Genomic DNA, 19580 nt, shown 5'->3' with positions numbered 1-19580 from the left:
TTCCTATATTGAAAGCTTAACTTATTGTAAAGTAATCTAAAAATAGATTGGCGCATATTGTGCTGATATTCACCTTAAACAGCTCGGATGCAACATAAGGTGATTATCAATGAGTCGTTCTTCGCTAAATATTGTTCTGTTAGTCGATAGCCGCAGTTTTGGTGGTATCGAAAGTCATATCGCTAACTTAGCCTTAGGGTTAGAGCAAGCGAGTCATAAAGTCTTAATTATTTTGATGGCGAACTATGGTGAACATCCCGTATTTGATGTTGACCCTAAATTGCGTACTAAAACCATTAAGTTGAGTGGCGGTGCGGTAGAGCTTTACCAAACATTAAGTAGACTCTCCATTGACGTTGTTCATACCCATGGTTACAAGGCTGGCATTATTGGTCGCTTTATTTGTCGTATGTTGGATAAGGCGGTGGTATCGACGTTTCATGCAGGCGAGCGTGGCACGTTAAAAATCCGCTTCTATCGTTGGTTAGATCGCATTAGTGCCAAAGGCACTCAATGCATCAGTGTGTCTCAACCCATTGCTGATGAGTTGGGAGTGAGTAGCGATGTGATTCAAAACTTCGTTGAACCTGCGCCACTCAAAACCGTGTCATTTCGCTGCAATCAACTGGCCTTTGTCGGGCGTTTTAGCCATGAGAAAGGCCCAGATCATTTCTTACAAGTTGCCGAAGCTATGCCAGAGCATATTTTTTCAATGTACGGTGCAGGGCCACTGTTTTCATCTCTTGATAAAAGTAAACCGCTGAATATGTGCTTGTTGGGGCAGGTACCGTCGATGCTGCCGCATTGGCAAGAGATTAAAGTGCTTTGTATTACTAGCCGAGCAGAAGGGTTGCCTTTAGTTGCGCTAGAAGCGATGGCACACGGTATTCCTGTCGTCAGCTATGCCGTAGGCGGCTTACCCAGCTTGATTGACCACGGAGTTAATGGCTGGTTGGTTGATGAACACCAGCCAGCAAAGTTTATCGAGACGCTACAGCAAGTCGTGACACTAAGCTCAAGTCGTTTCAAGTTGATTAGCCAAAATGCGCGCAAAACGATTCTTGATAGGTTTTCGACGACAGCAGTGGTGCCGCAAATTGAAACGGTTTATCGCCAAGCACTGAGCCATGAAGTTTTGGCTCAGCCAGTGAAGTAATCAGCATCACTAATTTGGTTGGTAGGAGTTGTTGCCATGTTATCTCGACAAGTGAAAAGTTTACTCAGCGATTCAGCCCTTTATGGCTTAGCGATTTTTTTTATGAAGGGGATTTCATTATTAATGCTGCCTGTTTATACCCATTATTTATCAACGGCAGACTATGGGCGCTTAGAAGTTTTGGTGGTATTCGCCAACGTCTTTTCTATATTTCTGGGCTTTGGTTTAGTTGAGGCGTTATATCGTTTTGTCGGCTTGGCTGAAAGTGAAGCAACAAAGCGACTACACGCCGGTGAATGTTTGCTGTTGGCGATGTTTGTCGGTGGCGGAGCCTATTTAGTTTTCCATTTTTTCAGCCCGCAATTGGCAACCTTATTGCCTGATCAAATTCAGGGTGAAGAAGTTTATTTACTTGGTGTTGCGCTAGCGCTTGGCGGCATTATTAATGTGCCACTGGCATGGCTGCGAATTACTAATCGTGCTCGCCTGTTTTTTTCAGTCACTATGGTGAAAGTCGTAATTCAAGTTGGACTGTCTTTCTATTGGTTGGCTGAGGGCTGGGGGGTAAAGAGTATTTTAGCATCTGGCGCGGTATCTTCAGTCGTGGTTGCCATTTGGCTCAGTGTGATTCAAATAAAAGAAACTGGCTTGTCGGTAAGCACTAAGCACTTACTCGCTATTTGTAACTACGGTTGGCCTATTTTCATTGGTGGCGTAGCTACCTTTGCGCTTTCCGGTATGGATCGTTGGTTGTTAGCAGCGCATTTCAGTGCTGCTGATATTGCAACCTATGCTATCGCCATAAAGTTTGCGCTGGTGCCGACTTTACTGATTCAGCCATTTACCTTGTGGTGGTACCCAAAACGTTTTAGCGTGCTAAAAGCAGACGATGGCAAGGCAGTTAATGCGCGCTTTGCCATGTTAGGAGCTGTACTGGCGGTATTAACTTGCGGCCTTCTAGGGCTAGTAGGACCAAGTCTCATTCGCTGGTTAACTCCTAGCGACTATCATGGAGCAGCGTTGATATTACCTTGGTTATTGCTTTGTACGGCACTTAAGTTAGTTGCTGAACTACTGAATCTTGGGTGTTACATCGACGCAGACAGCCAGCGACAAATGTATATAAACTTGATTGCTTCTGCTGTCGGGGCAGTGTTATTGGTACTGCTTGTTCCTGACTTTTTCATTAACGGTGCGCTGGCGGCCTTAGTCATTGCCTACACAGTGCGCGTACTACTGTTTTATTGCTGGAGTCAACGTCGCTTGGCGTTACCGTATCAATTTGCCTATTTTAATCTGGCTGTTGCTGGTGCGTTTTTAGCAAACTTTATTGGTCAATTTATTGAGGTATCGCCATGGTTTGGCCTGTTTTAAGTACCTCGCTTTACGGCTTCTTCTTTGTCTTAGCTGGCGCTGCGCTGTACTTTTTTCCGCACCCTGTTTTGTTGGTAGCGATAGGCTTAGTGCCATTTGTTATCTGGGGTGTTGTGCGTTTTTCTTTCTACGTGGTGCTTGGCTTTGTGGTGTGTTCATTTTTTCGAATTCACGAAGTTTTTCCGATGCTGTCGCCACTTAAATTACCGCAGTTATTCGCGCTAGGTGCTTTGATGGTGATTTTTCTGCGCTTGGCGATTATTCAAAACTTACCGCCGTATTGGTGCCGCCAATTTACTTACCTGATGGCGTTTTTTGGTTTGGTCACGGTTGCGTTGCCATTCTCGGCCAATGTTGGGGTCGCAATGAATTCATGGTCAGGCACTTACAGCAAGATTATTCTCATGACCTTTGTTATCGCCTGGATGATGCGAGCTGAGTCTCATTTTGTTAATGCTTGTCGAATCTACTTGTTAGCAGGAACCTGTGTTGCGGTCGTTGCATTGATGAACAAAGCTAATGGCGTTGGTTTGGTTGAAGGAACACGCGTTACCATTGGGCGCGATATCGGCTCTTTATTGGGTGACCCTAACGATCTTGCGTTGGTATTGCTATACCCCATGGCGTTTGCGATTGGTGCAGCGCTTGAAAAAGGTTTATCTCGATTTGAACGCTTATTCGGGGCAGTAATCTTTATCGTACTGGTGTTCGCATTACTGGCCACACAAAGTCGTGGCGGCCTATTGGGCATGGTCTCCGTTGTTGGCTTGTTTGCCTACCAAAGAGTGAAGTCAAAAGTCTTACTGTTTAGTGGTGGAGGGCTGGCGCTAATTGTTTTATTTGCTGTCGCTGGTATTAGCGAACGTTCGTCTGGCGGTGCGGCAGAAGAGGGTATAGATGAGTCTGCGATGGGGCGCCTTTACGCTTGGCAAGCGGCGTGGAATATGGCGTTGGACAATCCCATTGCCGGGGTTGGTATAAGTAATTTTTATTTTAATTACTTTTTCTATAGTGCTCATTGGGATGGTCTGAACCATGCGGTACATTCTACTTGGTTCGGCGTGTTGGCAGAAACCGGCTTTGGCGGCTTGATTTTGTTCATCTGCTTAATTGTGTCTACTTTTCGGGTGAGTTGGCGTTTAGTTAATGATCCACGAAGAGCGCTGTTGGCACCTATGATCCGTGTGGTTGTTTGTGCCGCACCTGCCGGTATCGCAGGGTTTGTTATCTCGGGTACCTTCCTAACGCAAGGCTTTATCTGGCCGATATATTTGCAAGTGGCTTTGGTTATTGCCCTCAATAAATTTACTGAGCAGTTTTTTGCAAACTGCAGTGACAAGCCCACTCACCCCTACATGCAAGTTGCAAATCGCAAATAAGCGGTTGTGTTGGTATTCAAATAATCTTTCCAAAATTAATAATTATTTAATTATTACAGGTGCTTAGTCGATGATTTAAACACTTGGTCTGCCATTTGCTCAATATTAATAAGCAAACGTCCTTACGGGCGCATAACGTATATCAGTTGTTGAGGTAGTTATGATTCAAGTGATTAGCGAATACAGTAACAAAGCAAATGTCGAACGTGACCATCAGGTGACGAGAGTACTTTACGTGCATTTTGGTGACAACTGGCTACGAGGCAGTGAAATTGTATTACTTGATATGATCAGCAGCGCTCAACAACAGGGTTATCAACCTGTGCTTTGGTGTAATAGCCAATTACTGGCTGATGAAGCTAAACAGCTAGGTATTGAAGTGATTTGCCAGCCAATGGTTTGTATTGGTTATTGGTTCAAACCAAGGTGGCAGTTTGGATCGTTTATTCGCCAGCTAATAACGGCTAGAAAATTGATTAAACGCTATGGTATTCAGCTGGTGCATTGTAACAACGGCGCACCCTGTCAATGGCTCTCATTAGCTTGTAAATACCTAAAGGTGCCTTTGCTACTGCATTTGCATGCCCGTTATCAGTATTTTGATCGCCTAGCACTTGGTTTTGCTGGCGCCGATTTTACGGTTGGTGTTAGCCATTCAGTGACAGAGGTTTTTCGTCAGGCTGAGCCCAATCAAAAATCCTGTTCTGTTATTTATAACGGTATTGAGCAACAACGTGCAGTTTCTGAACAACCTACCGACTTACGCTCAATAGTAGGCGCAACGGACAAAGATACTGTGATGCTCTATGTTGGCTCGTTAATCGAACGTAAAGGGTTAGCAACGCTAATTTCAGCTATTGCTCAAGTTTCTTCTCAAGGCTCTTTTCAAGTTAAGGCACAAGCATCGCGTCAAGTGATGTCGGGAGCGCCAAGCCAGCCACAAGTTAAACTTGCCATCGTCGGTGAAGGCGAAGAAAAGCATCGCTTGATGATGCAAGTTGAGTCGCTAGGACTCAGTGAGCAAGTCTTCTTTTTAGGAGAACAACAAGATGTTGCAGCGCTTTATTCAAGTAATGTCGATTGTTTTGTTTCTGTGCCTAGTGAGGAAGTATTTGGTTTAACACTGGCAGAAGCGAGTCTTGCTAATTTACCTGTTATCACCACAGATGTGCCAGGTGTCAACGAAATCTACCAAGACAATGTTAATGCTCGCTTAGTACCTGCTGGCAATATCAAAGCCTTAGCTGAAGCAATTAGCGAATATACCCGCCATCCATCAAGGTTTAAAGGTTTTGCTAATGCTGCGCAGCGCCATATTGCTCAATCATTTAGTTGTCAGCATCAGTTCCAACAATTAGACGCTTGTTATCAAGCAACTGTCGCTCGTGGCAGCCAAAAAAGTTTCACATGGTTTGTGAGTTATCAGTTGTTACAAGTAAGCAATACATTGTTGGCGAAAATGAATAGCAAAATCTCAGAAGGGCTCAAGCAGCTTGGTGTGCGTCAAGTGACAGCCAAATAATCGCTCAGGTAGAACGTAAGCGGATAGGTAGAAAGTATTCACCTAGGTCGATAAGTAACTCAGTAAATAAGCAATTTAGTAGATATGCATAGTCGTCATTGATACGCGTTAGGGCGCATCAGGGCGTGTTGGAGGTTGTTATGGCAAAGCGAATTTTAGTATTTGATCCTGTCGCCTATTTTGGTGGTTCGAAGCAAGTGGCGAAAAGGCTCGTAGCCCAATTACCTCACGATATTGAAGTTTGGGTTGCCACTAATGATGTCGCTACGTGGCAAGATGAAGCTGTGTATTGTTATCCGCTATCGACACCGGCCTGTTTACGCGACAAAAAATATGGTGTGGCGTTTTATCTCAAACATCTCTGTTACGCCTTGCAGTTATTGCGATTAAACAAAGAAGCGGGTGGCTTTGCTCGTATAGTTGGGCTTTCTGGTCCAACGGTTGATTTCGCGCTGGCTATTTTACAGTTTTGTAAACGCTCCACCTTAATTCAGCTCGTTCAAGGGCCTGTTCCTGATTCAAGATCGGCGGGCTTTGGGCTTTCAAGAGCAGCTCGAATTTTCTCGCTTACAACGGCAGTACCGTCCGTAAAGCGAGCGCTTGGGCGATTTCTCAATAGTTTTTCGTTTGCGAGCAGTCGCGAGCCCGCAACAATGGTCGAGCAATTTACCAATGCGATTGACCAAGGTGAAATCAAAGTTCATCGCGAGTTTAGAAGCAACGGAAAAGACAGCGCCAAAAACCACGCTAAAAACAATGGCAAACAGCAAGGTGTCGAAATTTTATGGAGCGCCTCGTTGATCAAATGGAAGCGATTAGATGTGCTGCTAGAGGCACTCAAGATACTGCGTAGCACCTATGGGTTAACTCATTTTATTGTCAATATTTGTTATATCAAACCACCTGTAGGTGAATCGAGCTGTGTAGATATTGATAGCTTGAGCAGAGAGTTACCGCCGAATGTCAGGCTGTTTGAGCAACCAGAAAATTTAGCTCAGTTGCGTGCCCGTTCCAGTATTTTTGTTTCTACTTCTGAGCAGGAGCCTTTTGGCTTAGCAATTTTAGAGGCGCTAGCAGCAAAACTGGCAGTAGTCGTGCCAAGTGATGGTGCTTATTGGGATAGAGTGCTTGAAGACGGTAAAGACTGTGCCAAGTATCAAGCATTATCACCACTTGAATTGGCGCAATGCTTGGCAAGGCTTATTCACAACCCGAAACGCTGTCGTCGTATCGCGGCAAAAGGCAAAGCGATAAGTAAGCAGTATCGAGCAGCAAACTGTTATTCGCAAATCACAAAAGCACTTTCAATTTGATAAGTTTCCAGCTTGCAATCTGCAATTAGGTTTTCTTTTTCTGATTAAGTAACTGTTATTTATGTTTTTAATTTTTGGTTCGATTTCTGCAACTCAAAAACAGCAAATAGCAACTTGTAACTAGGAACTAGCAATTAGCGAGAGATCTGCGTCACAGGTTGCTAGCAGACACAAAAGTGGTAATTGAGCTCACATGAGCAGGAGGCAGTATGCAAAGCTTTAGTATTCATTATGCCAAGCAATGGGCGAAAACAAGTGATAATTGGTTAGCCAAGTTAATTAAGAAAGCTTGGTTAGTCGTTAAATCGGCTGAAATGCCCAATCTGCCATTAGTGTTTAATGTGCTGTATCACCTGCATGTGTTGCTTAAACAATGTTTTAGTGATGTGTTACGCATACTTTACTACACCCCTATATTTAAAGCGCGAGTATGCAACCAGCCTAAAAAGCTTTATTTGTACGGCGGTTTGCCTGTGGTGATTGGCAGTTTAGATATTTATATGGGTGACCGAATACGATTGGCAGCAATGACCACGATTAGTGGCCGAGCCGTCGGTAATCGAGTACCTAAGTTAGTGATTGGCGATAATGTGGGCATTGGCTGGCGTACTTCAATTTCAGTGGGGCACAATGTGGTGATTGGCAACAATGTGCGTATTGCGGGCGACTGTTATTTAGCTGGCTATCCTGGTCACCCTGTTGACGCCCAAGCAAGAGCGAAAGGGCTACCGGATACTGAAGAGCAAGTGGGCGATATTGTGTTATATGACGATGTTTGGCTGGCCACTGGTGTAAAAGTGATGCCGGGAGTCACCATAGGTAAAGGAACCATAGTTGCGGCTGGTAGTGTGGTGACCAAAGACTTACCTGAGTATGTCTTGGCTGCGGGTTCTCCAGCAAAAGTTGTTAAGTCGCTAAAGTCGTTAAAATAGATAGTGGAGTAAGTAATGAATAAGTCATATGCTCCGAAGCAAAGAGAACAAGTTACTCATGACCCGCAAGCTCAGCAAGCGACTGCGACTAAGGGCAACAGCGAAACGAGTCGCCCTATGGTCGTTTTTGGCGAAGACTGGGGGAGACATCCAAGCTCGACCCAGCACTTAGTAAAAGTACTGAGCACGCAAAGAGATATTATCTGGATTAACTCGATTGGGTTGCGTAAACCGAAATTTAGCTGGCGTGATATTAGCCGTATTTTTAGCAAGCTCAAGGCTCGGTTTTTCGATACAACTGATAAAGCTGGTAAGCGCATGAATGAGCAATATGAGCAGTTCGGGCCACGTGAACAAGATGTACAAGATGAATGTACAGCACAAAAAATGCCGTCGAGCCCGTATCAATTTACAGTGATAAATCCGCTAGTGCTTCCTTGTACCGATCAGCCGATATTGCTATGGCTTAATAAATTCTTACTGAAACGGCAGTTAGCTAGTGCCATAGATGCACTGTCAGGCCGTCCGATCGTCTGGACGTCACTACCAACAGCGGTCGATTACCTATCGATTTTTGAAAGCACTGAGCAAGAATGTGACTGCGTTTATTATTGTGGCGATGATTTTAGTGCGTTGGCCGGTGTTGATCATGAATTTGTGGTTAGCAAAGAGCAAGAGTTGTGTGAACGAGCAAGCATGGTATTTGCTGCGAGTCAGCCGTTACTCGGTAAACTGCCTGAAAATAAAACCGTGGTTATTCCGCATGGCGTTGATTGCCAGTTGTTTCAATCAGACAGTGTCAATAATGGTTGTCAAAGCACTCCTTGGCCGCAAGATTTACCGCTAGGAAAACCCATTGCTGGGTTTTATGGCAGTATATCGCAATGGCTTGACCAAGCATTATTGCTGGAAAGTGCCTTAGCATTGCCTAATTGGAATTTTGTGCTAATTGGTAATATTGAGTGCGATGTCAGTTTGCTTGAAAATCAACAGAATATTTACTTTCTGGACGCTAAACCTCATGACGCTTTGCCAGCCTATTTACGGCATTGGCAAGTGGCGATGTTACCGTTTAAAAACAGTCAGCAAATACGTATGTGCAACCCGTTAAAGCTGCGTGAATATTTGGCTAGCGGTACACCTATTGCCAGCACCTACTTTAATGCGTTGGCTGAATACCAGCATTTAGTTGAGGTAGCGAGTGAGCAACACAGCTTCGCTAAAACTATTGTTGCTGCCAGCAGACGCGCTAGCGTGCAAGAGAAAGAAGCGCGAGTGTCGAGTGTTCGACAAGCATCATGGCAGCAACGTGCTGCTGATGCAGCGCTGTATTTGCCTCAAGCGTAATAAGCAATAAATAGAGTTAAAGGTAAAAGTAAAGGTGTTGTAAGTCATAGATGTTTGCAAAGAGATGCATATTGCAAAAGTTAAATATCGAGTTGTTATTTGTGGAGAAGTATCATGAAGCCGTCAATTTTAATTGTCGACGACGAGCAAGAAATCGTAAAAGCCTTAACACGTTTATTGGTTAAGCGTTACCAAGTGCATGGATTTACCGATCCTCAGCAAGCGCTGGCTTTTTTTGAGTCGTCGCCAACACATATTATGCTTAGTGATATGAAGATGCCAGAGGTGAATGGCGTTGACTTGATGGCGAGCGTCTACAAATTGAGCCCTAAAACGCGTCGTGTGATTTTAACGGGATACGCCGATGCCGAAATGGCGCAAGCGGCAATTAATCAGGGGCATGTTCAAGCATACTTAGACAAGCCTTGGGATAACGATGTGTTGCTGACAACACTAGAGCGCTTGATTAATGACTTAAAGCAAGAAAATAAACGAGCGTTTGCGGTTAAAAAGCTGAAGCAAAAAAACCAATATCTTAAAGATAAAAGTGAGGCGAGTGAGCTAATCAGCACTATGATGCTGTCAAGTAATGAGCATTCTCAACAGCAAACAGAGCGCCTTGTTAATTCACATAATGATCTGATTAATTTGTCGGCTAATTTGGTGGCCAGTCACACTCAAGACACCTCTGGTCACGCCAACCGTATTGCACAACAGGCCAAAATATTGGCAGAACAAGCTGGGTTACCGATGGAATTGGGGAATGCAATTTATTTGGCGGGCTTGTTCTATCGTATTGCGTTGACTGAACAAGATGCCAATTTAGCAGGCACGCCATTGGAAGAACTAAAACCCCAAGCATTACATATCTGGCAAAAACTACCTCAGTTAAGCAGTGATATTTTGCTAGATACGCCCATGTTGAGTGCAAGTGCAAAAATCGTAAGCAGTGCTTATTTTGTTTGGGGTAGTACTCATTGCCAACTTGACGATGCGGAGCCATTTCAGCAAGACAATTCGGTGTATGCTTTGGCCGCGAAAATACTTTCGTTAGTGGTGTTTTTAGACCTATATATTTGCGGTCAAATTGATGGCGAGTTACATCAACCCGTTGCGGCTTTTAAAACTCTTAAACCCGTGATGAAAAAATACTTTAACGGCAAACTTATTCTCAAAGCCGAGAAGCTACTTTGCCAGCCATTACCTGACTGTCAGTATGAACTTCCACGTACTATTAGCCAATTAAGAGCTGGGCAAGTGCTTGCTCAAGACGTATTTGACCGTCTAGAGCAGTGTTTGTTAACACAGCATTCAGTGCTGACAGAAGCGAATCTAGAAACGTTAAAGCTGCTGCAGGAAGAGTGTGAGAAGCCAATGTTAGTTTTTGTATATTCAACCGCACCGAGAGTTAAAAAAGATGCTGATGATACGACATCAGAAGTAGATAAATTAGCAGCAGGTTAAGTGAAAGCCTTGTTTTACTTGCCATTGCGTTTTACTGAAAGGTTAAAAGTAAAAGGTTAAAGTGAAAGTGAAAAGGTATAAAAAATCCAGCACTAGGCTGGATTTTTTATATTAGGAATTCAATGAGTGTAACTCATTGCTGACCAATTACTCGCCGTCTAAGAAGCTCTTAAGCTGCTCTGAACGAGAAGGGTGGCGAAGCTTGCGAAGCGCTTTTGCTTCGATTTGACGAATACGCTCACGCGTAACATCAAACTGCTTACCAACTTCTTCTAACGTGTGGTCAGTATTCATGTCGATACCGAAGCGCATACGCAATACTTTGGCTTCACGGGCAGTTAAGCCTGCTAGTACTTCGTGTGTTGCGTGCTTCAAGTTTTCAGATGTTGCTGAGTCCACTGGAAGTTCACCGCTGCCATCTTCAATAAAGTCACCTAAGTGTGAATCTTCATCGTCACCGATTGGCGTTTCCATTGAAATAGGCTCTTTAGCAATTTTCAATACTTTGCGAATTTTGTCTTCCGGCATCACCATGCGCTCTGCTAACTCTTCTGGTGTTGGTTCGCGACCCATTTCTTGCAACATTTGACGTGAGATACGGTTAAGCTTGTTAATCGTTTCAATCATGTGCACAGGAATACGGATGGTACGTGCTTGGTCGGCAATCGAGCGAGTGATTGCTTGGCGAATCCACCATGTTGCATAAGTTGAGAACTTGTAACCACGACGGTATTCGAACTTATCAACCGCTTTCATTAGACCAATATTACCTTCTTGGATAAGGTCTAAGAATTGTAAACCACGGTTGGTGTATTTTTTCGCGATTGAAATAACAAGACGTAAGTTCGCTTCAACCATTTCTTTTTTCGCGCGGCGAGCTTTTGCTTCACCGATTGACATACGACGGTTGATATCTTTAATACCGTGTACGTTTAAGAAAGTTTCTTCTTCTAGCTGTTTAAGCTTAAGAATACTGCGCTCAACATCCATTTCAATGTCTGATAAGCGTTTCGCGTAGCTTTCGCCAGAGGCTTTTTGTGCTTCGAACCAGTCTAATGATGTTTCATTACCTGGGAAGATTTTGATAAAGGTAGCTTTTGGCATACCTGCACCAACAACGCAGTGCTTCATGATTAAACGCTCTTGTACACGCAGACGATCCATTACGTCACGCATGTTCTTCACTAGGCGATCAAACACTTTTGGTACTAAGCGGAATTCTTTGAATACGTCAGCTAGTGCGTCGATTGCTTTTTCTGAATCAGCGTGGCCGCGACCTTTAGCGTCAATCACTTTGTTCGCTGCTTCATAAGCTTCGCGTAGAGCAGTGAATTTTTCTTTAGCTAGCTCAGGATCTGGGCCTGTATCGGCTTCTTCTTCGCTATCATCATCGCTATCGTCAGAATCTTGGATATCTGAATCTTCATCTTCCAATTCTTCTTCTGATAATTCAGAGCCAACGTGCGTTGCCGCTGCGGCTACGTCATCGTCTTCAGCGTCTGGGTCTAAGAAACCAACAATAATGTCACTTAAGCGAATTTCTTCAGCAACAAAGTTGTCCCATTGATCTAATAGGAAATTGATCGCTGGTGGGTATTCGGCTACCGAGCGTTGTACTTCTTTGATACCTTCTTCGATACGCTTGGCGATAACGATTTCGCCTTTACGCGTTAGTAGTTCAACCGTACCCATTTCACGCATATACATACGTACCGGATCGGTTGTGCGGCCTATTTCACTCTCTACCGTGGCAAGTGCTTGAGCAGCAGCTTCGGCAGCATCTTCATCAGTATTGGCCTCGCTCATCATCAGTTCATCGGCGTCAGGGGCATTTTCAAATACCTGAATACCCATGTCGTTGATCATGCGAATAATATCTTCAACTTGATCGGAATCGATAATGTCTTGAGGGAGGTGATCGTTAACTTCTGCAAAAGTTAAATAACCTTGTTCTTTACCTTTGGTTATTAACTCTTTAAGTCTAGATTGTGGGGCTTGATCCATTGACGAATGTCCACCTATTTATGGCTATCAAAATAAGAACAGTAAGCGATAAATTCTAGCAAGTTGACGATAAAATTGCCAGCGCTTTCATTGTTTACTGCGTTACATATTGTCAGATCTTGTTACAGCGATTGCTCGTTTAACAAGGCCTGTAATTCTCTTTTTTCTTGTGCTGTTAATTGATTTAGTCGACCTTTTTGCAGCAGTAATTCGGTGCGTTGTTCAACTAAGGTATTCAGCAACTTTTCAATGCTATCAAGGAATACATCCTCGGCATTATCAGCATTTATTTGATGTTCCCAACACAATAGTTTGGCAAGTTGTTTACCTTCAACACGGTCACGGTACATCTCAATAATTTGACCGCTGTTGATATTGGGGCTGCGCGTGCAAATTTCAAGCAGCTCTGTTAATAAACTTACACCGGGCTGATCTAGCTGGCCGAGTACTTGTGGATTTGGCAGCGTTTGTGCCAATGCTGGTGATTCAAGTAAAAGTGCAATAGCAAGCCTTGCCGGTGTTGTTCTTGTTGGCGTGTTAGCCTTGGCTTGAGCTTTCGCCGGTGATGGTGAGGCTTGGCTAAGCTGTTTGGCTAAATGCTCACTACCCGTACCAAAGTTATTGGCAATTTCATTGATCAGACTTTCTTTTAAAATACTGGCGGGCATTTTATTTAAGAACGGTTGGAAAGATTCAGCGAGTGAGGCGCGACCTTCTAAACTGGTCATGTCCACTTTGGCGATAAGGTTCTCCAACAAGAATTTTGACAAAGGCTGTGCTTGTTCTAGCACTTGCTCAAAGGCTTGTTGCCCTTGCTGGCGCACTAAACTGTCAGGATCTTCGCCGTCAGGCAAAAACACAAATTTTAACGATACGCCATCTCGCACTAGGGGGAGGGCGTTATCCATGGCACGCCACGCTGCTTCACGACCAGCTCTGTCACCATCATAGCAACAAATCACTTCATTAACGGTGCGAAACAGGGTTTGCAATTGCTCTGCTGTGGTCGAGGTGCCAAGCGACGCTACCGCATAGTCAATACCGTGCTGGGCAAGTGCGACGACATCCATGTAGCCTTCTACGACCACCAGTCGCTGTAGGTTTTTATTTGCCTGTTTGGCTTCATAAAGGCCATAGAGTTCTTGGCCTTTGTGATAAATACGAGTTTCCGGTGAGTTTAAGTATTTAGGCGTGCCATCGCCAAGTACTCGACCGCCAAAACCAATCACTTTGCCTCGCTTCTCACGAATGGGAAACATAATGCGACCGCGAAATCTGTCGTATGGGCGGCGACCATTTTCACTTTCAATTGCCATCCCGAGATCAACCAGTTGCTTGGCTAATTGATGGTTATGAGCAAAGGTATTCATCATGCCATCCCAGTTATCTGAGATATAGCCAATGCCAAAACGTTTGGCGATTTCTCCAGACAGCCCTCGGCTTTTCAGGTAGTTAATCGCGACATCTTTGTCACTGGCAACGCGCAATTGTTGCTGATAAAAACGTGAAATTTGCTCTAGTAATTGGTAATCACTTTGTTTTTGTTGTTGGGCTTGTTGATATTTACGCTGCTGTTCAGGTGTGTGACTGCGCTCTTCGCGCGGCACTTCCATGCCTTGCATTGACGCGAGTTCTTCAATTGCATCAACAAAATCAAGTCGGTCGTATTCCATTAAAAACGAGATGGCGTTGCCATGCTCACCACAGCCAAAACAGTGATAAAACTGTTTGTCGGGGCTAACACTAAATGACGGTGTTTTTTCAGTGTGGAACGGACAGCAAGCCTGATAATTCTTACCCGCTTTTTTTAAGGTAACGCGGCCATTGATAAGCTCTACGATATCAGTGCGAGCAAGCAAGTCATCTATAAATTGTCGTGGGATTAATCCGGCCATGGCTGGGAACAAAACTACCTAAGTTATTATCATTATAGCGGCAACGCGAGTCGAGATTTTATGAAAACTATCCAAAGATAAATACCCGCATAACAGAGCATTCTGACATAAAAAAACCGCGATGCAAAACATCACGGTTTTCTTTGCATATCGCTTGTTGCTTTAAAAGCAACAAGAAAATTATGCGTTTAAAGTTGCTCTAACTTTACCACTGACAGCGCCTAAATCGGCCTTACCCTGCATTGCAGGCTTTAATACTGCCATAACTTTGCCCATATCGGCCATTGAACTGGCTCCGGTATCGGCAATAGCATCAGAAATCATTTTTGCGATTTCTTCGTCGGTAAGAGGCGTTGGCAAAAAGGCTTCTAATGCGGCAACTTCGGCTGCTTCATTAGCGGCTAACTCTTCACGACCACCTTCGGTGTACATAGTAATCGACTCTTTGCGTTGTTTAACCATTTTGGTTAACACTGCAATAATACCAGCATCATCGAGCTCGGTTTTATTGTCGATTTCCGCTTGTTTGATTGACGAAAGCGCCATACGTATTGCACCAAGTTTAATTTTTTCCTTGGCGCGCATTGCGACTTTCATTTCATCTTTTAATTGAACAAGCAAACTCATGTTTTCAGTCTCAAGCAAGTTGACTAATTATTGTTTTAACAGAGTAAAACAGTGATTAGTACATACGAACGCGACGTGCGTTCTCACGAGATAATTTCTTAGCAGCACGCTTAACAGCAGCAGCTTTCTTACGCTTACGTTCCCAAGTCGGCTTTTCGTATGACTCGCGACGACGTACTTCAGAAAGAATACCTGCTTTCTCACAAGAACGTTTAAAACGACGTAGTGCAACGTCAAATGGTTCGTTTTCTCTTACTTTAATTACTGGCATATGCCTCTTACCTTAATATTTCTATATAAATCTATAAACGCTTTCGGTTATTACTGTTAGTTGTTAACAGCGACTAGACCTAACGTTTATACGCTCATATTGTGTTAATTGGGGCGCGCATTCTATGCTTTATTACGCCAATTGTAAAGCGAGAATTAGCCTTGTATATGGTTATTTTAATGATTCTCTGTTTACTTAATTTGAAGCAAGTAGCAGATGGGATTATCACATTGACAAATTCAAGGTACCGATGAGGACTCTATTAAGTCATAGCGGAAGAAAAAAGAGGGTGTTTCAACTTTTAAGGTTTAGCTAATTGCTTAGCAAGCGCTTGATTAAAACGCTTGATAAAGGCTTTATCAACTGAGTTTTTACTGAAGTAAAAATGTACTTCAGTTTGATTGACGGGTAACTTTATCTTTTTCAACTTTATCTTGTATTTTTGAGCGTAAAGTTCTATGGCACTGGCGTCGCCGAAGATAATATCAACATGACCACTGATCAACATTTTTAATCGTCGCTCTAGGTTATCGCTATGACGAAATTGTGCAGGTTTATTTTCAACAAGCATTTTGAAGGTTTCACCATGCCATCCGGTAGCATTATATTCAACTAAAGCGGAAGGAAAAGCCGCGAGATAATCCGCTAGGGTTTGATAGTTTTGGCAATTAGATTGATAACAAAACGCAATGGCTTGCTCTTGTCGATAAGGGATCGAGAAATAACCATATTTCATGCGTTCACGGTTTTTAGTTGTAGCAATGTACATTGACACATCACCTTGCTGAAACATCAAATACTTCCGCTTTGGTGGTATGTAAGGAACGACGCTAAGTGGTATTTTGAGATCGTCTAATGTCGATTTGAGTAGGGAATAATCTGAGCCTTGGAATGTTCCATTGCCGTCTACAAACAAATAAGGTGGCCAATCACCTTTGGTGGCAATCACTATCGGTTTATGGGTAGTAGAATTGGAAGCGATTAGTGCATTAGTTTGATGAGTTACTTTTATATCACTCGCTTGCAAAGCTTTACCGTTTGCGGAGCTAGCAAGTACAAAGAACAAGTTCACTGCGAAAAATAGACTGAAATACGTAAGACGAAAAAACATATAGTTAAAACACTAGTTGCCCACCAAGAGTAAAACCACAACATAATCAAAGGATTTGTGTCACTGCCATCGGGCATCAAAGCCTTTCTAATAAGATTCACTAAACTTAGCTCTGGATAACTAAGGTACTTCTAGAGGCTATTTTCGCTAGAAGAGTAAGATAAATATAAGTGATTGAATTAATCTGCCATTCACTATTAGTTACCCAAACCTCAGGTTATTTAGCTGTCTGTTACGTGATTTCGATATACCACTGAAATAGCACGGTACACCAAACTTTGGCTAGTTGACAGCATTGGAGTGCATATTACGTAAAAATCCTGAGTCAGAGGTTTAAAGCAAATAAAGCCAAAGGTTTTTGCTATATATCGGAGCTGATAGTTTTGCGCTCTAGTCGTATGCGTAAATAAACAGTACAATTCGCGATTTACGCACCATCAATTTCTGCGCACCGTCAATTTTCGTATTGGTGGCAGTTTTAAAGGCTAATAGGTTTACCGGATATTATGCGAATTTTAGGTATTGAAACTTCTTGTGATGAAACAGGTATTGCAATTTATGATGAAGAGCAAGGCATTATGTCGCATCGCCTTTATAGCCAAATTGCGGTACATGCTGATTATGGCGGAGTAGTACCTGAACTGGCATCGCGTGATCACGTACGCAAAACCATTCCATTGATTAAAGAAGTGCTGGCTGAAGCAAACCTGACACCTCAAGATCTTGATGGGGTGGCTTACACCGCTGGCCCTGGTCTTGTTGGTGCCTTATTAGTTGGCTGTTCAATTGGCCGCAGTTTAGCGTATGGTTGGAATTTACCTGCGGTACCCGTACATCATATGGAAGGGCATTTGCTCGCGCCAATGTTAGAAGATGATGTCCCTGAATTTCCTTTTGTTGCCTTACTAGTTTCTGGCGGGCATACCATGTTAGTGCGTGTTGATGGCATAGGTCACTATGAGTTACTCGGCGAATCTGTCGATGATGCGGCAGGAGAGGCATTTGATAAAACCGCTAAGCTGTTGGGGTTAGACTACCCAGGTGGCCCAGTATTGGCAAAAATGGCAGAAAACGGCACAAAAGGTCGTTTTAAGTTTCCAAGGCCGATGACCGACCGACCGGGCTTAGATTTTAGTTTTAGTGGCTTAAAGACATTTGCCGCTAACACGATTGCCAAAGAAGACAGTAGCGCACAAACGTATGCTGATATCGCTTATGCATTCCAAGAAGCTGTGGTTGATACTCTTGCAATTAAATGTCGCCGCGCACTAGAGCAATGCGGCTTAAAACGCTTAGTTATAGCTGGTGGTGTAAGTGCGAATACTTCATTGCGTGAAAAGCTCGAAGCAGTGACAGATAAGCTTGGTGGTAACGTGTATTACCCTAGACCTGAGTTCTGTACAGATAACGGCGCAATGATCGCTTATGCGGGTATGCAGCGCTTGAAAGCGGGTGTGTCAGCTGATTTAACTTTTAAAGCAACACCGCGCTGGCCACTTGATACTTTACCAGCGATTTAACGGGTAATTTGTTAACGGGGAATTTGCTGATAAGTAAGGCGCTAACTATTAATTAAACTACTGCTTCTAGCTGATTTGAGGTTCCGTACCTTTAATCAGCCGAGAAATATTGTCTTTGTGGCGGATCACTATTAGTGCAGACAGCATAAGTACCGGATAGACATAAAGCGGTTTTAATAGCCAAACATACAGCGGTGCCAGCAATACTGTAACGATGGCGGCGAGACTCGAATAACGGGTCGACTTGGCAACAATAATCCAGGTAAGTAGCAGTAACACTCCAAGGTCAATACCGATTGGCACTAGTACGCCAAATGCAGTCGCAACGGCTTTCCCTCCTTTAAGTTCAAAAAAGATAGGGAACATATGGCCTAAACAAGCAGCCATACCAACCACCCCTAACCATATTGGTTCAACTCCCATAAAGTAAGCACCCCAGACGGGTAAGGTACCTTTTAATACATCAAGTAGTAATACCGTTGCGGCTGTTGCTTTGTTGCTGATGCGAAGTACGTTGGTAGCACCGGGGTTTTTTGAGCCTGTAGAGCGGGGATCTGGTAGGCTAAGAAGTCGACAGATCAATATCGCGCTTGAGATAGAGCCAAGCAAATAGGCAATCACTATCATAGCTGCGGTAACAATCATCTCGTCTTTAATCCATCAATACGCTTGTTCTTGGTTATTGGTTGGCCATTCTAGCGCTTATAGCACTGGTTTTTCTATACCTTGAGAGGTAAACTCGCGGTTAAATTTAGCAAATCCTGATATGGCTGGGAATAAGCGTGGATAAAGTTTTTATTCAAGGACTTAAGATACAAACCACGATTGGTTTTTATGAGTGGGAAAAGCAAATCAAGCAAACTTTAGTGATTGATTTAACCATGGGATGGAACACGCGATTAGCAGCAGAGAATGACGAACTCGCTAAAACGTTAGATTATGCTGAAATCTCTGTTGCACTAGAGCAATTTGCCAATGAAAATCCGGTCGATTTACTCGAAACACTTGCCGAACGCATGGCGAACTTTCTGATCACTGAATATCAAATTCCTTGGCTTAAATTAGCGATAGGTAAGCCAGGGGCTGTGCATAACGCGCAAACGGTAGGCGTTGAAATTGAACGTGGTCATTTAAGCTAATGGCACAAGTTTTTATATCGCTTGGCAGCAATGTTGAACGTGAAAAGTATGTGGTCAAAGGGCTCGATGATTTAGCTCAAGCTTTTGGCCAGCTTGAAGTATCGTCTTTGTATGCATGCGAAGCCGTTGGCTTTGATGGCCCTGAGTTTTATAACTTAGTGGTTGGAGCTCATACGTCAATGTCGCTTGATAAGGTTGCTAAAGTGCTACGCGATATTGAGTATGCTAATGGCCGCAGCCCGAATGCGGTAAAGTTTAGTCCGCGCACGTTAGACTTGGATCTCTTGCTTTACGACGATTGTATCGCCGATTCACCAGCACAAATTCCGCGTGATGAAATTTTAAAAAATGCTTTTGTACTTTGCCCACTAGCGGAAATAGCGCCAAGGTTACGTCACCCAATTGCTCAGCAAAGTTATGCAAGCCTGTGGCAAGCCTACGATCAAGCCAGCCAGCACATTCAACAATTGCCATTACCTTGGCAACAACCTGTTTTAATAAACCAATAGCCAGTACCAATTATTAA

Annotated in this window: 17 protein-coding genes; 11 read left to right on the top strand and 6 right to left on the bottom strand. The window is 43.5% G+C overall.

What is annotated here, in order from left to right:
• Nucleotides 1-109 precede the first annotated feature (109 nt).
• From DXX92_RS15065 to DXX92_RS15030, 8 genes are all read left to right on the top strand, one after another.
• Nucleotides 110-1156, top strand: a complete 1047-nt coding sequence (locus tag DXX92_RS15065; protein WP_116001197.1) for a glycosyltransferase family 4 protein — start codon at nt 110-112, stop codon at nt 1154-1156.
• A 36-nt stretch (nt 1157-1192) separates the two neighbouring features.
• Complete coding sequence (locus tag DXX92_RS15060) at nt 1193-2530, top strand: lipopolysaccharide biosynthesis protein (protein WP_116001196.1); 1338 nt, start codon at nt 1193-1195, stop codon at nt 2528-2530.
• Entirely contained in the window at nt 2512-3909 is a 1398-nt protein-coding gene (locus DXX92_RS15055; RefSeq protein WP_116001195.1) for an O-antigen ligase family protein, read from the top strand. The genes DXX92_RS15060 and DXX92_RS15055 overlap by 19 nt, the downstream gene beginning before the upstream one ends.
• 160 nt (nt 3910-4069) lie before the next feature.
• Complete coding sequence (locus tag DXX92_RS15050; RefSeq protein ID WP_116001194.1) at nt 4070-5431, top strand: glycosyltransferase; 1362 nt, start codon at nt 4070-4072, stop codon at nt 5429-5431.
• A 140-nt stretch (nt 5432-5571) separates the two neighbouring features.
• The gene (locus DXX92_RS15045) at nt 5572-6744 is read left to right on the top strand and encodes a glycosyltransferase family 4 protein (RefSeq protein ID WP_116001193.1); all 1173 of its coding nucleotides are present in this window, start codon (nt 5572-5574) and stop codon (nt 6742-6744) included.
• Nucleotides 6745-6953: 209 nt separating this feature from the next.
• Complete coding sequence (locus DXX92_RS15040; RefSeq protein ID WP_116001192.1) at nt 6954-7676, top strand: acyltransferase; 723 nt, start codon at nt 6954-6956, stop codon at nt 7674-7676.
• A gap of 15 nt (nt 7677-7691) precedes the next feature.
• A complete protein-coding gene (locus DXX92_RS15035) occupies nt 7692-9023 on the top strand; it encodes a glycosyltransferase family 1 protein (RefSeq protein ID WP_116001191.1) in 1332 nt (443 codons plus the stop codon).
• 114 nt (nt 9024-9137) lie between these two features.
• Complete coding sequence (locus tag DXX92_RS15030; protein ID WP_116001190.1) at nt 9138-10487, top strand: response regulator; 1350 nt, start codon at nt 9138-9140, stop codon at nt 10485-10487.
• 147 nt (nt 10488-10634) lie between these two features.
• Here DXX92_RS15030 and rpoD read toward each other — a convergent pair whose 3' ends face one another.
• The 5 genes from rpoD to DXX92_RS15005 form a co-directional block, all read right to left on the bottom strand.
• Nucleotides 10635-12491 carry an RNA polymerase sigma factor RpoD gene (rpoD, locus tag DXX92_RS15025; RefSeq protein ID WP_116001189.1) on the bottom strand — a complete coding sequence of 619 codons (1857 nt, stop codon included), beginning with the start codon at nt 12489-12491 and terminating at the stop codon, nt 10635-10637.
• A gap of 122 nt (nt 12492-12613) precedes the next feature.
• The gene (gene dnaG, locus DXX92_RS15020) at nt 12614-14386 is read right to left on the bottom strand and encodes a DNA primase (protein ID WP_116001188.1); all 1773 of its coding nucleotides are present in this window, start codon (nt 14384-14386) and stop codon (nt 12614-12616) included.
• Nucleotides 14387-14566: 180 nt separating this feature from the next.
• Nucleotides 14567-15013, bottom strand: a complete 447-nt coding sequence (locus DXX92_RS15015) for a GatB/YqeY domain-containing protein (protein ID WP_116001187.1) — start codon at nt 15011-15013, stop codon at nt 14567-14569.
• A 55-nt stretch (nt 15014-15068) separates the two neighbouring features.
• Nucleotides 15069-15284 (bottom strand): 30S ribosomal protein S21, encoded by a 216-nt coding sequence (rpsU, locus tag DXX92_RS15010; protein ID WP_074500846.1) that lies wholly within the window; start codon nt 15282-15284, stop codon nt 15069-15071.
• A 301-nt stretch (nt 15285-15585) separates the two neighbouring features.
• Complete coding sequence (locus DXX92_RS15005) at nt 15586-16350, bottom strand: substrate-binding periplasmic protein (RefSeq protein ID WP_181901762.1); 765 nt, start codon at nt 16348-16350, stop codon at nt 15586-15588.
• Between the two features lie 551 nt (nt 16351-16901).
• Between DXX92_RS15005 and tsaD the strand changes: the two genes are divergently transcribed.
• On the top strand, nt 16902-17915 hold the full coding sequence (gene tsaD, locus DXX92_RS15000; protein ID WP_116001185.1) for a tRNA (adenosine(37)-N6)-threonylcarbamoyltransferase complex transferase subunit TsaD: 1014 nt from the start codon (nt 16902-16904) through the stop codon (nt 17913-17915).
• 66 nt (nt 17916-17981) lie between these two features.
• Here the strand turns inward: tsaD and plsY are convergent, their stop codons facing one another.
• Nucleotides 17982-18560 (bottom strand): glycerol-3-phosphate 1-O-acyltransferase PlsY, encoded by a 579-nt coding sequence (plsY, locus tag DXX92_RS14995; protein ID WP_428977345.1) that lies wholly within the window; start codon nt 18558-18560, stop codon nt 17982-17984.
• A 137-nt stretch (nt 18561-18697) separates the two neighbouring features.
• Here plsY and folB point away from each other — a divergent pair, with 137 nt between their 5' ends.
• Nucleotides 18698-19054 (top strand): dihydroneopterin aldolase, encoded by a 357-nt coding sequence (gene folB, locus DXX92_RS14990; RefSeq protein ID WP_116001184.1) that lies wholly within the window; start codon nt 18698-18700, stop codon nt 19052-19054.
• Complete coding sequence (gene folK / locus DXX92_RS14985) at nt 19054-19563, top strand: 2-amino-4-hydroxy-6-hydroxymethyldihydropteridine diphosphokinase (RefSeq protein ID WP_116001183.1); 510 nt, start codon at nt 19054-19056, stop codon at nt 19561-19563. Before folB ends, folK begins: the two co-directional genes overlap by 1 nt.
• The last annotated feature ends 17 nt before the right edge of the window (nt 19564-19580 follow it).

Origin of the sequence: Thalassotalea euphylliae, assembly GCF_003390395.1 — a bacterium.
Classification (GTDB): domain Bacteria; phylum Pseudomonadota; class Gammaproteobacteria; order Enterobacterales; family Alteromonadaceae; genus Thalassotalea_F; species Thalassotalea_F euphylliae_C.
This window is presented reverse-complemented; position numbering and strand designations above follow the sequence as displayed.